Raw genomic sequence first — 14307 nt, forward strand, 5'->3', positions numbered from 1 at the left:
GCTTGATGCTAGGGGAGAACCCTGGGCGAAGCCTTTATGGGCGCGGACGCGCGCGTGGCCGCCACCCGCTCTCCGCCCCGTCCTCGACGTCGACACAGGAGCCTCCATGACCACGTGGGAATACCTCACCACGCCGCTTCTCATCCACAACACCGCCGCCATCCTCAACAACTGGGGCAAGCAGGGCTGGGAGCTCGTCCAGGTGGTGCCCGGCCCCGAAGGCGGGCTCGTCGCGTACTTCAAGCGTCCCGCCGGCGGCGGCGCAGCCAACGCGGGCCTGGGTGCGGCCGCCGTCGCGGCGCAGCAGTTCGACGCCGAGGGGGCCGGCGCGTGAGCGCGGGCGTCGCCGGCCGTCTCGCCGAGCTCGGGATCGAGCTGCCCCCCGTCGTCGCTCCCGTGGCCTCCTACATCCCGGCGACGGTCCACGGCGACCTCGTCTACACGTCGGGCCAGCTGCCGATGGTCGCCGGCGCGCTGCCGGCGACCGGCAAAGTGGGTGCGGCGGTGGATGCCGAGGACGCGCGCTCCTACGCTCGGCAGTGCGCCCTCAACGCGCTCGCCGCGGCCGCAGACGCCGTCGGCGGGGTCGACCGGCTCGTCCGCGTCGTCAAGGTCGTCGGCTTCGTCGCATCCGCGCCCGAGTTCACCGGCCAGCCGGGCGTCATCAACGGCGCCAGCGAGGTGCTCGGGGAGATCTTCGGCGACGCGGGGCGTCACGCCCGATCGGCGGTCGGCGTGGCCGTGCTGCCTCTCGACTCGCCCGTCGAGGTCGAGGTCGTCTTCGCGTTCGCCTGAACGCACGCGAGAGGGGCCCGGGTCGATCGACCCGGGCCCCTCTCGCATGCCCCTACTTGACCTGCGCCGAGATCACGCTCATGACGGCGGTGTCGGCGAGCGTGGTGGTGTCGCCGACCTCGCGCCCCTCGGCGACGTCGCGCAGGAGGCGTCGCATGATCTTGCCCGAGCGGGTCTTGGGCAGCTCCCCGACGATGTACACGTCGCGGGGGCGGGCGATCGGCCCGATCTGCTCGCCGACCCAGCGGCGAAGACCGTCCGCGAGGCCCTCGGGGGAGTGCGCGTCGAGGTAGCTCTGCTTCACGATGACGAACGCGACGACCGCCTGACCCGTGGTCTCGTCGGAGGCGCCGACCACCGCCGCCTCGGCGACGGCCTCGTTGCCGACGAGGGCCGACTCGATCTCGGTGGTGGACAGTCGATGCCCCGACACGTTCATGACGTCGTCGACCCGGCCGAGGAACCAGACGTCGCCGTCCTCGTCGAGACGCGCGCCGTCGCCGGCGAAGTAGTAGCCCTTGTCCTGGAACTTCTCCCAGTAGGTCTCCACGAACCGCTCCGGGTCGCCCCAGATGCCGCGCAGCATCGACGGCCACGGCTTCGTCAGCACGAGCAGGCCGCCGTTCCCGTTGCCGACGTGCTCGCCGCTCTCGTCCACGACGTCCACCCCGATGCCGGGGAAGGGCACCTGGGCGCTGCCCGGCTTGGTCTCGGTGACCCCCGGAAGGGCGGAGATCATGATCGACCCGGTCTCCGTCTGCCACCACGTGTCGACGATCGGAGCGGCGTCCGCGCCGATGATCTCGCGGTACCACATCCACGCCTCGGGGTTGATCGGCTCGCCCACGGAGCCGAGCAGACGGATCGAGGACAGGTCGAACTTCTGCGGGATCTGGCGTCCGAGCTTCATGAAGGAGCGGATCGCCGTCGGTGCCGTGTACAGGATCGTGACGCCGTACTTCTCGACGAGCTCCCACCAGCGGCCGGGGTGGGGCGAATCGGGCGTGCCCTCGTAGAGCACCTGGGTCGCACCGTTGGACAGCGGGCCATAGGTCACGTAGGAGTGCCCCGTGATCCACCCGATGTCGGCGGTGCACCAGAAGACATCCGTCTCGGGATGCAGGTCGTGCACGACCTTGTTCGTGAACGTGGCCTGCGTGAGGTAGCCGCCCGAGGTGTGCAGGATGCCCTTGGGCTTGCCGGTCGTCCCCGACGTGTACAGGATGAACAGCGGGTTCTCCGCGGGGAAGGGCTGTGCGGTGTGATCGGCGGATGCCGCGGGGACGGCATCGTGCCACCAGATGTCGCGGCCCTCGGTCCAGCCGACCTCGTTCTCCGTGCGGCGCACGACGAGCACGTGCTCCACGGTGGACTGCGGGCCGGCGCCGCGGTCGGCCAGAGCCTGGTCGACCGCCGGCTTCAAGGGAGAGACGCGCCCCTTCCGGTAGCCGCCGTCGGACGTGATGACGACCTTCGCGCCGGCGTCGTCGATGCGGGTGCGCAGGCTGTCGGCGGAGAACCCGCCGAAGATGACCGAGTGGATCGCGCCCAGGCGTGCCACGGCGAGCATCGCGGCGATCGCCTCGGGGATCATCGGCATGTAGATCGCGACACGATCGCCCGCCTCGACGCCGAGCCCCGTCAGCACGTTCGCGGCCCGCTTCACCTCGTCGGTGAGTTCGGCGTACGTCACCCGCCGCTCGTCGCCGGGCTCGCCCTCCCACAGGAGCGCGACCCGGTCGCCGTGGCCGGCCTCGACGTGCCGGTCGAGGCAGTTGTACGCGACGTTCAGCTCGCCGTCGGCGAACCACTGCGCGAACGGCGGGTTCGACCAGTCGAGCACCTGGGTGAAGGGCGTGTGCCAGTGCAGGTCGCGCGCCTGCTCGGCCCAGAAGGCCTCGCGGTCGGCATCGGCCTGGGCGTACAGCTCCGCGGTGGCCACCGCATCGGCGACGAACTCGGGTGACGGGGCGAAACGACGCGTTTCGGTCAGCAGGTGATCGATCTGGCTGCTCATCAGGCGCGCTCCTTTGCGGCGATGGGACGAATGAGGACATCTAGCCACACGGTTCGGAGCCATCACCACCGCTGAAAGGGGGTAGGCGGATTCGCCCGTCGGCGCGAAGGTCGACGAGGTCGGCGCCGGAGCGCGGAGGAGATATATCGCTGTGATAGGCGCTCTCCGGCTTGGGTCGTCCGTTCACGGTGCGTATGCTCGTACACGGCCGAACGTCTGATTCTGGCATCGCGGCACCCAACCCCCCCACCGGGTGCCGCGCGGCGGCATCCCATCCCCCAGTGGGATGCCGCCCTCTCTTCTTCCGGGCGACGGCGCTGGCGCCCTCCCCGGCGCGGATGCTCTTCTTCTTCCTCGGAGGCCGCCCTCCTCGGAGCCGTCGGCTCCTCCACAGCGGCAGATGCGCGCGGCCTGTCCCCGAACGCGGGGAACGGCGACCCGTGCGCGCCGACGGCGTCCTACCGTCGGGGCATGTCCGCTCCGTTCGTCGTCCGTCCTCGCACGCGCGGCGGCCTGCCCTCGGGCGCCGCGGGGCCTCTCGCGGGCGGCGGGGACGCCGTGACCGAGGAGCGCGGCGCGACCGGAGGGCCGCCCGAGCCGACGGTCCCGCGGCGGCGGCTCCCCGAGCATCCCGCACTCGACCCGTTGCGCGACGTGCTGTCCGATCCCCGGGTCACCGACGTCTTCGTGAACGGGGCGCATGGCCTGTTCGTCGACCGCGGCCTCGGGGCGGAGCGTGTGCCGGGCTGGTCGGCGAGCGCCGACGAGGTGCGGGCGCTCGCCGTGGCGCTCGTCGGGATCGGCGGACGCCACCTCGACGACGGCGCACCGCTCGTGGACGTGCGGTGGGAGCACGGCGCGCGGGTCCACGCGGTCCTGCCGCCCGTCGCCCCCGCCGGGGCGACGATCTCCATCCGCCTGCCCTCGACGGATCTGCCCGATCTCGACGATCTCGGTCGGCGGGGGATGTTCGACGCCGGCGTCTCGGCGCGGCTGGAGAAGCTCGTCTCCGCCCGGGTCAACCTTCTCGTCACCGGTGCGACCGGGGCGGGCAAGACCACGCTGCTCGCCGCTCTGCTCGGCCGGGTGCCGGTGTCGGAGCGCATCGTGAGCATCGAGGACGTCGCCGAGCTGCGCATCGCCCACCCGCACCACGTGGGGCTGGAGGCGCGCCAGGCCAACCTGGAGGGAGCGGGCGAGGTGTCCCTCGCCCGCCTCGTCCGCGAAGCGCTGCGGATGAGGCCGGACCGGCTCGTGGTGGGGGAGTGTCGGGGCCCCGAGGTGCGCGAGCTGCTCACGGCCCTCAACACGGGCCATGCGGGCGGAGCAGGCACGGTGCACGCCGGCGGCGTCCGGGATCTGCCCGCCCGGCTCGAGGCACTGGGAGCTCTGGCCGGTCTGGACCCGGCAGCCACGGCGCGCCAGGTGGTGAGCGCGATCGGTGTCGTCGTGCACGTCGAGCGGGGCAAGGACGGACGGCGACGCGTCGCCGGGTTCGCCCGCCCGGTCCTCGACGCCGACCGGCTCGGCGTGGAGGCGATCGTATGAGGATCCGCGCGTTCGGACTGCGCCGTGAGCGGTCGGCGCGCGGGGGTGATGCGGATCCCCGCGCCGTGGCCGCCGCGGTCCAGCGGCTGGCCGTGCTGCTCGAGGCGGGGCTGGCACCCCTGCAGGCGTGGCCTCTGTTGGCCGAGACGGGCGAGGCGACCGCGCGTGCGGTCGTCGCCGCGCCGCCCGGCACCGGCACCGGCGAGGTCCTCGCCGCGCAGGGCGGGGCGTGGCGCGACCTGGCCGTCGCCTGGCTCGTCGCCGAGACGGCGGGAGCGCCGACCGCCCCCAGCCTGCGACGGTTCGCCGAGGTGCTGCGCGACGCCCAGGACACGCGCGACGACGTCGCGGTCGCGCTCGCCGATCCCGCGGCGACGGCACAGCTCGTGGGCTGGCTGCCGCTCGTGGCCGTCGTGCTCGGCGTGGCGCTCGGGTTCGACGTGGTCGCCACCCTCGCCGATCCCATCGGCGTCGCCTGCCTCGTCGCCGGCGGGGCTCTCATGCTGGCGGCCCGCGGCTGGAGTGCGAGGCTCGTCTCGGCCGCGCAGCCGGGCGCCGCTCTTCCGGGCGTGCAGGCCGACACGATGGCGCTGGCCCTCTCGGGCGGTGTCTCGGTCGACCGCGCGATCGCGGTGGTGCACGAGTCCGGCGGCGGCGAGCCGGAGGCCGCCGTCCGCGACGTGCTGGAGTTCTCCCGCCGCTCGGGCGCTCCGGCGGTCGAGTTGCTGCGGGCGACCGCCGCCGAGCTGCGTCGGAGCGCCCGCACCGACGGCCGGCTCCGTGCGGCGCGCCTCTCGTCGCGGCTGCTGCTGCCGATGGGCCTGTGCACGCTTCCCGCGTTCCTGCTCCTCGGCGTCGCCCCGATGCTGCTGTCCGTGCTGTCCGGCCCCTCCGTCGTGTTCGCCGCGCCCTGACGCCCGCATCCCCTCCGTCTTCCGATCGTGCCCGCTCACCATCCGCACCCACCGAAGGAGTCCCCATGATCGCCACCACCGGCATCCGTCTCGATGCACGTCCCGCTGCCGCCCTGACGCGCCCGACGCGTCCGCGGAGCGTCGCGCTCCCGGCGCTGACGCGGCACCGAGCCGCCGCTCTGTTCGCCGACGACACCGGCGCCGCCACGGCCGAGTACGCCGTCGCCACGATGGCCGCCGTCGCTTTCGCAGGGCTGCTGGTCCTCATCATGCGCAGCGACGAGGTGCGCGGCATCCTGACCGACCTCGTGCGCCGCGCGCTCACCGTGGCATGATCGGCGCGCCGGATGATCGAGGCTCGGTCACCGCCGAGTTCGCCGTCGTCGTGCCCGCCGTCGTGCTGCTCGTGGCGCTCACGGCGGGCTCGCTCGCGGTGGTCGGCCGGCAGATCCGACTCGAGCACGCGGTGGCACAGGCCGCTCGGCTCGCCGCCCGCGGCGACGCGGAGCGCGCGGGTCGGATCGTCGCCGACATCGCCGGCGGACAGGTCGTGGGCGTCGGCCCCGACGGCGACCTGATCTGCGTCGCCGCCACCGCCTCGCCCGGCCTCGTCCTCCCCCTTCCCGATCTGAGTGCGCGGTCGTGCGCCCTGGACGGCGGGCGCTGACGTGGCCGGTCGGATCGTGCCGCGCGGGGGAGGACGCCGATGGCCGGCGCGGCGGCGGTGATCGGCGTCCTCGCGGTGGCATCCGCGGCCGCGCTCGGCGGGGTCGCCGTGGGGACGGCGTCGATCCACGCCGCGCGAGCCGCGGGGGCCGCGGACGCGGCGGCGCTCGCGGCGGCCGACGCCGCATCGGGCGCGGTCTCCGGAGATCCGTGCGACCGCGCCGCACAGGTCGCGGCCGCGGTCGCGGCGGCGCTCGCGGAGTGCATCGTCGAGGGGGCGGTGGCCACCGTGCACGTGCGGGCGGGCTCCGGCCCGCTCGCCGCCACGGCGCGGGCTCGCGCGGGTCCGCCTCCGGGGGAGGGATGAGGGTCGGCCGAGCGTTCGCCGAGCGTCCGCGGCGCGGCGGGCTCCCAGCGTCTTCCACGTCGGGCGGTGTGTATGGTGTGCATCGGAGAAAGGACGCCACGTGGCAGCTGTCAAGAGTGCTGGGGGCAAGAAGCTCGTCATCGTCGAGTCGCCGACGAAGATGAAGTCGATCCAGGGATACCTGGGCGATGGATACGAGGTGCTCAGCTCGGTCGGTCACATCCGTGACCTCGCGGACAAGAAGGACATCCCCGCCGAGCTCAAGAAGACCTCGGTCGGAAAGTACTCGATCGACATCGAGAACGGCTTCACTCCTCTATATGTGGAGAGCGAGCGGGGCAGGAAGACCGTCGCCGAGCTCAAGCGCGCCCTGAAGAACGCCGACGAACTCCTCCTCGCCACCGATGAGGACCGCGAGGGCGAGGCCATCGCGTGGCATCTGCTGGAGGCGCTGAAGCCGAAGGTCCCCGTCAAGCGCATGGTGTTCCACGAGATCACGAAGGACGCGATCCGTGCCGCCGTGGACAACACGCGCGAGCTCGACCTGGCGCTCGTCGACGCGCAGGAGACCCGCCGCATCCTCGACCGCCTGTACGGCTGGGACGTCTCGGACGTCACGCGCCGCAAGGTCGGCCAGGGCACGTCCGCCGGGCGCGTGCAGTCCGCCGCCACCCGTCTCGTCGTCGATCGCGAACGCGAGCGGATCGCCTTCGTCTCCGCCGACTACTGGGACGTCGAGGCGCTCGCCTCACCCACGGGTCGGGCCTCGGACGACGCCTTCACGACCCGTCTGGCGCGCCTCGACGGCGCTCCGCTGGCCCGCGGCACCGACTTCGACGACGCGGCGCAGCTGAAGAAGGCCGTCGTCGTGCTCACGGAGGTCCAGGCGCGCGAGCTCGTCGCGGCGCTGGAGGCGTCCGGCCGGGCATCCGTCGTCTCGGTCGAGGCGAAGCCCGGCACCCGCAGCCCCAAGCCCCCCTTCACGACCTCGACCCTCCAGCAGGAGGCGGGGCGCAAGCTCTCGATGAGCGCGAAGCACGCCATGGGCGTCGCCCAGCGCCTCTACGAGAAGGGCTTCATCACCTATATGCGCACCGACTCGACGGCGCTGTCGACGCAGGCGGTGTCGGCCGCCCGTACGCAGGCCGTCGCGTTGTACGGCGACCGCGCCGTTCCGCCGAACCCGCGCAGCTACCGCAACAACAGCAAGAACGCCCAGGAGGCGCACGAGGCGATCCGCCCGTCGGGGGACACGTTCCGCACGCCCGCCTCGGTCGCGTCCGAGCTCGACCGCGACGAGCAGCGTCTGTACGACCTCATCTGGAAGCGCACGGTCGCCTCGCAGATGTCGGACGCCAAGTACGAGACGACGACCGTCACCCTGGAGGCCGATGCCGCGGGCCGCGTCGCCGCCTTCACCGCCTCGGGCACCGTGTACACCTTCAAGGGCTTCCTCGAGGCGTACGAGGAGGGCCGGGACGAGAAGCGCGGCGACGAGCACAAGGCCGACGACCAGTCGCTGCCCGCGCTCGCCGTCGGCGACGTCCTGAACCTGCGGGACATCGAGCCCAAGGGACACTCCACGAGTCCGAAGCCGCGGTACACCGAGGCATCCCTCGTCAAGGCGCTCGAAGAGAAGGGGATCGGCCGCCCGTCGACCTTCGCGAGCATCATCGACGTGATCATCAACCGCGAGTACGTCACGAAGCGCGGACAGGCCCTGGTCCCCAGCTGGCTCGCCTTCAGCGTCGTGCGTCTGCTCGAGCAGCACTTCGCCGATCTCGTCGACTACGACTTCACGGCCGCTCTCGAAGACGACCTCGATGCGATCGCGCGCGGAGAGCAGCAGCGCGTCGAGTGGTTGAAGGAGTTCTACTTCGGCTCCGACGACCACGTCGGGCTGCGCAACATCCTCGACAACCTCGGCGAGATCGACGCACGCGAGATCAACGCGACCCGCATCGGCGACGTCGCGACGCTGCGATTCGGGCGGTACGGTCCGTACCTCGACGTCCCGAACGAGGACGGCACGTCGCGCATCGTGAACGTGCCGGGCGACCTCGCCCCCGACGAGCTGACGCCGGAGAAGGCGCGCGAGCTCATCGACGCGCCCATCGCCGGTGACCGCGTGCTCGGGCAGAACCCCGAGACCGGGCGCGACATCGTCGTCAAGGACGGCCGGTTCGGCCCGTACCTCGAAGAGGTGCTGCCCGCCGAGCCCGAGCCGGAGCCCGCCCCCGAGCCGGTCGAGGGCGCGCCGAAGAAGCGCGTCGCCAAGAAGAAGGTCGAAGCCCCCAAGCCGCGTCGCGCGTCGCTGTTCAAGAGCATGTCCCCGGAGACGATCGATCTCGACACCGCGCTGAAGCTCTTCTCGCTGCCGCGCACGGTCGGCATCGAGCCCGAGACGCAGACCCCGATCACGGCGCAGAACGGCCCCTACGGCCCGTACCTGAAGAAGGGCACCGACTCCCGCTCCCTGTCGGGCGAGGAGCAGATCTTCGACATCACGCTCGAGCAGGCCCTCGAGATCTACGCGCAGCCGAAGTACGCCAACCGTGCGGCGAGCTTCCTGAAGGAGTTCGAACCGGACCCCGTCAGCGGCAAGCCGATCCGCATCAAGGACGGACGATTCGGCGCGTACGTGACCGACGGCACGACGAACGTCACGATCCCGCGCGGCCAGACCGCGGACGACATCACGTTCGAGATCGCCGTGCAGATGCTGGCGGACAAGCGTGCGAAGGGCCCGGCGCCCAAGCGCACCACCCGCCGCACGACGACCCGCAAGCCGGCCGCGTCGAAGAAGTGACCCGCGGACTGTGGGTCACCTTCGAGGGTGGCGACGGCACGGGTAAGACGACGCAGGCGAGCCTCCTCGAGCAGTCGCTGCGCGAGGAGGGGCGCGCCGTCGTCCGTACGCGCGAGCCGGGCGGCACGGAGGTCGGCGTGCTCATCCGTGACATCGTCCTCCACCATCGGGGCGAGGTCTCGCCGCGGAGCGAGGCGCTCCTGTACGCCGCGGATCGCGCCCAGCACGTCGAGACGCTCGTCCGTCCCGCGCTCGAACGGGGCGAGGTCGTCATTCAGGACCGCTACCTCGACTCCTCGGTCGCCTACCAGGGCGCGGGTCGCGTGCTCGATCCGGACGAGATCCGGCGGCTGTCGCTCTGGGCCGCCGCCGGTGCGCTTCCCGACGTGACGGTGCTGCTGGATCTCGATCCGGCCGCCGCGCGTGAACGGCTGGACGCCGCCGACAAGCCCTTCGACCGGCTCGAAGCGGAGAAGGACGTGTTCCACGAGCGCGTCCGCGCCGCCTTCCTCGAGCTCGCGGCCGCCGATCCCGCCCGATTCCTCGTGCTGGACGCCTCCCGGCCCCCCGCCGAGCTCGCCGCCGCGATCCGCGCGCGCGTCCTCCCCCTGCTGCCGTGAGCCCGACCGGCACGGCCCGCGACGGTGGGGGAGGTGTCGGTGCGGGCACGTAGGCTGGGGGCATGATGGCGGAAGCGGGGGTCACCGCGGGCGACGGCGCCCGGAACGCCAGGACGCCGCGTGATGACGAGGCCGACCTCGAGCTCCCCTGGGGCGAGGTCTGGGGTCAGGACGATGCCCTCCGCCAGCTACGCGCCGCCGCCGCCGATCCCGGTCAGCTGGCGCACGCGTGGCTCATCACCGGCCCGGCCGGCTCCGGCCGCTCGACGCTGGCCGCCGCGTTCGCCGCGGCCCTCATCGCCGAACCCGGCGACCACGCCGCGATGCGGCAGGTCCTCGCCGGAACACATCCCGACCTCACGGCGCTGCGCACCGAGGGCGTCATCATCACGATCAAGGATGCCCGAGCCCTCGTCGAGCGCTCGTACTTCTCGCCGTCGCTGGGGCGGTACCGCGTGATCGTGATGGAAGACGCCGACCGCATGGTCGAGCGCACCTCGAACGTGCTCCTGAAGGCGCTCGAGGAGCCGCCGGAGCGGACGGTGTGGATCCTCTGCGCGCCCAGCGAGGCCGACCTCCTGCCGACGATCCGGTCGCGCGTGCGGTCGCTCCGGCTGCGCGAGCCCGACGTCGCCGACGTCGCCCGCCTCATCACCCGCCGCACCGGTGTCGACGAGGCGACTGCGGAGCAGTCGGCGAGGCTCGCCCAGCGCCACATCGGCATGGCGGTCCGCCTCGCGACCGACGCCGATGCCCGCGCGCGGAGGGAGGAGACACTCCGAGGCGTCCTGGCCGTGCGGGGGGTCGCCACCGCCGTGGAGACGGCCGCGCGGATCGTGCAGCTGGCCACGGACGACGCCAAGGCGCTCACCGCCGAACGGGACGAGCAGGAACGCGAGGCGCTGCTGCGCACACTCGGCATCGCGCCCGGAACCGCCGTGCCCCCGGCGGTGCGCGGCCAGCTCAGCGCCCTCGAGGACGATCAGAAGCGACGCGCCACCCGGAGCCTGCGCGACGGCATCGATCGGGTCCTCACCGATCTCGAATCCCTGTTCCGCGACACCCTCATGCTGCAGTTCGGCCAGGGCGACGACCTCATCAATCGTGAGCTCTCGTCCGAGATCGCGGCGCTCGCCGCGGCCTGGACGCCGGACCGAACCCTCACCGTGCTCGACCAGATCTCCGCGACCCGCACGAACCTCCACGGCAACGCCGCCCCGGCGCTCGCCCTGGAGAGCATGCTCGTGACGGTCGCGAGTGGAAGGACCCCGTGAACCGTCTTCGCCGCACCCTGCTCGCCGTGGCCACGCTCGCCGTCGCCGCGACGGCTCTCTCCGGATGCCTCTACACCGCCATCCCGCCCGAGTCGGCGTCGTCGCCGGCACCGAGCCGTGCGCCCGAGACCGACGGTGCACCGGCGGGCTTCGAGGAGTTCTACGCCCAGACCCTGGACTGGTCGACCTGTTCGGGAGCGGACTCCGGGAGCTACGACTGCACCACCGTGACCGCTCCGCTGGACTGGACCGACCCGGACACGGGGGCGATCGACCTCGCCGTCATCCGGCGAGCGGCCGGTGACGGCGACGCCATCGGATCCCTGCTGACCAATCCCGGCGGCCCCGGCGCCAGCGGCTACGACCTCATCGCCGATTCGGCCTCGTTCGCCGTCGGCTCCGCACTTCTCGATAGCTACGACGTGATCGGCTTCGACCCGCGGGGTGTCGGCCGCTCCACGGCGGTCCGGTGCCTCGACGGCGACCAGATGGACGCCTATCTCTTCGACATCCCCGCCGACCCCCGGGGCACCGACGGCTGGCGCGCCGAGCTGACCGAGCGCAACGAGGACTTCGCCGCGGCGTGCGAGGACAACTCCGACGGGATCCTCTCCTACATCACGACCGACAACGCCGCACGCGACATGGATCTGCTGCGGGCCGTGCTGGGCGATCGCACCCTCACCTACCTCGGCTACTCGTACGGCACGTTCCTGGGGGCCACCTACGCGAAGCTGTTCCCCGAGCGCGTCGGCCGTCTCGTGCTGGACGGCGCGATCGACCCGTCGGTGTCCGGGCTGGACGTGAGCACCACCCAGGCGATCGGCTTCGAGTCGGCCCTGCGCGCGTACATGACCGCCTGCCTCACGGGCCGGAACTGCCCCTTCACAGGAACGACGGATCAGGGGATGGCAGACCTCGCCACGTTGCTCGCGAGCGTGGACGCGAAGCCGCTCACGGCCTCCGACGGGCGCAAGCTCGGCGCCGACTCGCTCATGACGGCGATCATCGCCGCCCTCTACTCACAGGACAGCTGGACATACCTCTCGCGCGCACTGTCGGATGCGCTGTCCGGCAACGCCGACACCGCCTTCGCGCTCGCGGACTTCTACTACGCACGCGAGGGGGCGGGGGTGTACCGCGACAACTCGACCGAGGCGTTCCGGGCCTACAACTGCATGGACTACCCCGTCGACTCGTCGCAGGCGGACCAGGATGCCTCGAAGGCCCTCATCGCCCAGAAGGCGCCCACCGTCGCGCCGTACTGGGACGGGGCCGACGTGTGCGAGAGTTGGCCGTACCCGCCGACCGGTGTGCGTGAGCGCATCACGGCCGACGGCGCCGCCCCCATCGTCGTGGTCGGCACGACGAACGATCCGGCGACTCCGTACGAGTGGTCCGTGTCGCTTGCCGATCAGCTGTCGTCGGGCGTGCTGGTGACGCGCGAGGGCGAGGGGCACACCGGGTACAACAAGGGCAACGCGTGCGTCGACGACGCCGTCGAGGCCTACTTCCTGGACGGCACGGTGCCGCAGGACGGGCTCACCTGCGCGCAGTGAGAGCCGCGGTCCGCGGGCTCCGTGCTCCTCCGTGGGCCGTGCTCAGCGGCGAAGGATGCGGCGCGCGAGACCGTTGCCGAGGAACTGCACCAGCTGCACGATCACGATGATCACCAGCACCGCCGCCCATGTCACCGTCGGGTTGAACTGCTTGAACCCGTAGTTGATCGCGAACTCGCCCAGGCCGCCGGCGGCGACCGCGCCCGCCATCGCGGTCATGTCGACCAGCGCCACGACGACGAAGGTGTAGCCGAGGACGAGCGGGCCGAGGGATTCGCGCGGGATCAGCCGGAAGAGGATCCGCGATCTGCTGGCTCCCGCGGCGCGGGCGGCCTCGATGACGCCGGGGCGGACGGTGAGGAGGTTCTGCTCCACGATCCGGCTGATCGCGAACAGCGACGCGATCGTGATCGCGAACACGGCGAACGGCAGTCCGATCCCGGGGATGCCGATGCCGCGGGCGAGGGGCTGCACCGCGGCGAGAAGGATGATGAACGGGATCGGCCGGAACGTGTTGACGATGACGTTCAGGACGCCGAAGACGATGCGGTTCGGGAAGAGGCTCCCCGGTCGCGTGGCGTAGAGCGCCATGCCGAGGACGAGACCGCCGAGACCGCCGAGGACGAGGGCCGCCGTGGCGACGTAGAGGGTCTCGAGCGTCGCCTCCCACAGCTGCGGGAGCAGGGTGATGAGCCTATCCACGGGGGTCCTCCTCCGTCAGCGGTGCGAATGCGGACGCGGCGGCGACGGCACGTTCCACGGCATCCGGCTCACCGGTCAGCGCGAGCGTCAGGTGCCCGAAGACGCGCCCGCGGATGTCGTTGATGCCGCCGTGCACGACCTCGAAGCGCACGCCGTGCGCGCTGAGCGCCGCGAAGACGTCGGACTGCGCGGCGCCTTCGCGCACGTCCAGGGTCACGATCCGCCCGGGATGCCGGGCGCGGAGGGTCGCCAGGTCGTCGCCGGTGGGGACGTCTTCGATGATGCTCGCGACGAAGCGCGCCGTGGCGGCGTGACGCGGCGACGAGAGGATGTCGAAGACGGGCCCGCTCTCGATGACGCGGCCGTGCTCCATGACGACGACGCGATCGGCGAGGGTGCGGATGACGTCCATCTCGTGGGTGATGACGAGGATCGTGATGCCGAGCTCGGCGTTGACGCGTCGGAGCAGGGCCAGCACCTCCTGCGTCGTGTCGGGGTCGAGAGCGCTCGTCGCCTCGTCGGCGAGGAGGATGCGCGGGCTCGTGGCGAGCGCCCGGGCGATGCCGACGCGCTGCTTCTGGCCGCCGGAGAGCTGCTCCGGGTAGTTCTTCGCCTTGCCGGTGAGGCCGACGAAGTCCAGCAGTTCGTCGACGCGGGCGCGGATCTCGTCGCGCGAGCGCCCTGCGACCTCGAGCGGGTACGCCACGTTGCCCGCGACGGTGCGGGAGTCGAACAGGTTGAACTGCTGGAAGATCATGCCGATGTCGCCGCGCAGGCGCCGAAGGTCTCGCTCGCCGAACCGGGTGATGTCGGCGCCGTCGATCTCCACCGATCCAGAGGTCGGCGTCTCGAGCGCATTGACCAGCCGCAGCACGGTGGACTTGCCGGCGCCGGAGTATCCGATGATGCCGCAGATCTCGCCCGCGGCGATCTCGAGCGAGACACGGTCGACGGCGACGACGGGCTCGGCGCCCTTGGCGGCGGGCGGGAAGGTCTTGGTCACCTCGGACAGGCGGATGAAGCTCATGCGGCGTGC

14 protein-coding genes are annotated in these 14307 nt (G+C 72.0%); 11 read left to right on the top strand and 3 right to left on the bottom strand.

Features of this window, described 5'->3' with window-relative positions; all coding sequences use genetic code 11:
• Positions 1-106 precede the first annotated feature (106 nt).
• Positions 107-334 (top strand): hypothetical protein, encoded by a 228-nt coding sequence (locus tag WFI00_RS03135; protein ID WP_336631103.1) that lies wholly within the window; start codon positions 107-109, stop codon positions 332-334.
• Positions 331-795 carry a RidA family protein gene (locus tag WFI00_RS03140; RefSeq protein ID WP_336631104.1) on the top strand — a complete coding sequence of 155 codons (465 nt, stop codon included), beginning with the start codon at positions 331-333 and terminating at the stop codon, positions 793-795. The genes WFI00_RS03135 and WFI00_RS03140 overlap by 4 nt, the downstream gene beginning before the upstream one ends.
• 52 nt (positions 796-847) lie before the next feature.
• Here the strand turns inward: WFI00_RS03140 and acs are convergent, their stop codons facing one another.
• Positions 848-2812: an acetate--CoA ligase gene (gene acs, locus WFI00_RS03145; protein WP_336631105.1), complete on the bottom strand. Its 1965-nt coding sequence runs from the start codon at positions 2810-2812 to the stop codon at positions 848-850.
• Between the two features lie 471 nt (positions 2813-3283).
• On the opposite strand from acs, the gene WFI00_RS03150 reads away from it, so the two are divergent.
• The 9 genes from WFI00_RS03150 (at position 3284) to WFI00_RS03190 (ending at position 12569) form a co-directional block, all read left to right on the top strand.
• Positions 3284-4360: a TadA family conjugal transfer-associated ATPase gene (locus WFI00_RS03150; RefSeq protein ID WP_336631106.1), complete on the top strand. Its 1077-nt coding sequence runs from the start codon at positions 3284-3286 to the stop codon at positions 4358-4360.
• The gene (locus WFI00_RS03155) at positions 4357-5274 is read left to right on the top strand and encodes a type II secretion system F family protein (RefSeq protein ID WP_336631107.1); all 918 of its coding nucleotides are present in this window, start codon (positions 4357-4359) and stop codon (positions 5272-5274) included. The genes WFI00_RS03150 and WFI00_RS03155 overlap by 4 nt, the downstream gene beginning before the upstream one ends.
• Before the next feature lie 65 nt (positions 5275-5339).
• Positions 5340-5609: a DUF4244 domain-containing protein gene (locus WFI00_RS03160; protein WP_442928283.1), complete on the top strand. Its 270-nt coding sequence runs from the start codon at positions 5340-5342 to the stop codon at positions 5607-5609.
• Positions 5606-5941, top strand: coding sequence for a TadE family type IV pilus minor pilin (locus tag WFI00_RS03165; protein ID WP_336631115.1), 336 nt, complete (start codon positions 5606-5608; stop codon positions 5939-5941). The genes WFI00_RS03160 and WFI00_RS03165 overlap by 4 nt, the downstream gene beginning before the upstream one ends.
• A gap of 39 nt (positions 5942-5980) precedes the next feature.
• Positions 5981-6307, top strand: coding sequence for a helicase (locus WFI00_RS03170; RefSeq protein WP_336631116.1), 327 nt, complete (start codon positions 5981-5983; stop codon positions 6305-6307).
• A gap of 160 nt (positions 6308-6467) precedes the next feature.
• A complete protein-coding gene (gene topA / locus WFI00_RS03175; protein WP_442928288.1) occupies positions 6468-9116 on the top strand; it encodes a type I DNA topoisomerase in 2649 nt (882 codons plus the stop codon).
• Entirely contained in the window at positions 9113-9736 is a 624-nt protein-coding gene (gene tmk, locus WFI00_RS03180) for a dTMP kinase (RefSeq protein ID WP_336631118.1), read from the top strand. Before topA ends, tmk begins: the two co-directional genes overlap by 4 nt.
• A 62-nt stretch (positions 9737-9798) precedes the next feature.
• Positions 9799-11010 (top strand): DNA polymerase III subunit delta', encoded by a 1212-nt coding sequence (locus WFI00_RS03185; protein ID WP_336631119.1) that lies wholly within the window; start codon positions 9799-9801, stop codon positions 11008-11010.
• Positions 11007-12569 carry an alpha/beta hydrolase gene (locus tag WFI00_RS03190; protein ID WP_336631120.1) on the top strand — a complete coding sequence of 521 codons (1563 nt, stop codon included), beginning with the start codon at positions 11007-11009 and terminating at the stop codon, positions 12567-12569. Before WFI00_RS03185 ends, WFI00_RS03190 begins: the two co-directional genes overlap by 4 nt.
• 42 nt (positions 12570-12611) lie before the next feature.
• Here the strand turns inward: WFI00_RS03190 and WFI00_RS03195 are convergent, their stop codons facing one another.
• Together WFI00_RS03195 and WFI00_RS03200 are read right to left on the bottom strand one after the other, a co-directional pair.
• Positions 12612-13271 carry a methionine ABC transporter permease gene (locus WFI00_RS03195; protein WP_336631121.1) on the bottom strand — a complete coding sequence of 220 codons (660 nt, stop codon included), beginning with the start codon at positions 13269-13271 and terminating at the stop codon, positions 12612-12614.
• On the bottom strand, positions 13264-14298 hold the full coding sequence (locus WFI00_RS03200) for a methionine ABC transporter ATP-binding protein (RefSeq protein WP_336631122.1): 1035 nt from the start codon (positions 14296-14298) through the stop codon (positions 13264-13266). The genes WFI00_RS03195 and WFI00_RS03200 overlap by 8 nt, the downstream gene beginning before the upstream one ends.
• Between the last annotated feature and the right edge of the window lie 9 nt (positions 14299-14307).

The organism is Microbacterium sp. MMO-56, from assembly GCF_037146215.1.
Classification (GTDB): Bacteria; Actinomycetota; Actinomycetes; order Actinomycetales; family Microbacteriaceae; genus Microbacterium.

Bases quoted from the DNA above. Each gene is read 5' to 3' on its own strand.
- WFI00_RS03135 (WP_336631103.1), top strand. From the start codon at position 107: ATGACCACGTGGGAATACCTCACCACGCCGCTTCTCATCCACAACACC.
- acs (WP_336631105.1), bottom strand. From the start codon at position 2,812: ATGAGCAGCCAGATCGATCACCTGCTGACCGAAACGCGTCGTTTCGCC.
- WFI00_RS03150 (WP_336631106.1), top strand. From the start codon at position 3,284: ATGTCCGCTCCGTTCGTCGTCCGTCCTCGCACGCGCGGCGGCCTGCCC.
- WFI00_RS03155 (WP_336631107.1), top strand. From the start codon at position 4,357: ATGAGGATCCGCGCGTTCGGACTGCGCCGTGAGCGGTCGGCGCGCGGG.
- WFI00_RS03160 (WP_442928283.1), top strand. From the start codon at position 5,340: ATGATCGCCACCACCGGCATCCGTCTCGATGCACGTCCCGCTGCCGCC.
- WFI00_RS03165 (WP_336631115.1), top strand. From the start codon at position 5,606: ATGATCGGCGCGCCGGATGATCGAGGCTCGGTCACCGCCGAGTTCGCC.
- WFI00_RS03170 (WP_336631116.1), top strand. From the start codon at position 5,981: ATGGCCGGCGCGGCGGCGGTGATCGGCGTCCTCGCGGTGGCATCCGCG.
- topA (WP_442928288.1), top strand. From the start codon at position 6,468: ATGAAGTCGATCCAGGGATACCTGGGCGATGGATACGAGGTGCTCAGC.
- WFI00_RS03185 (WP_336631119.1), top strand. From the start codon at position 9,799: ATGATGGCGGAAGCGGGGGTCACCGCGGGCGACGGCGCCCGGAACGCC.
- WFI00_RS03200 (WP_336631122.1), bottom strand. From the start codon at position 14,298: ATGAGCTTCATCCGCCTGTCCGAGGTGACCAAGACCTTCCCGCCCGCC.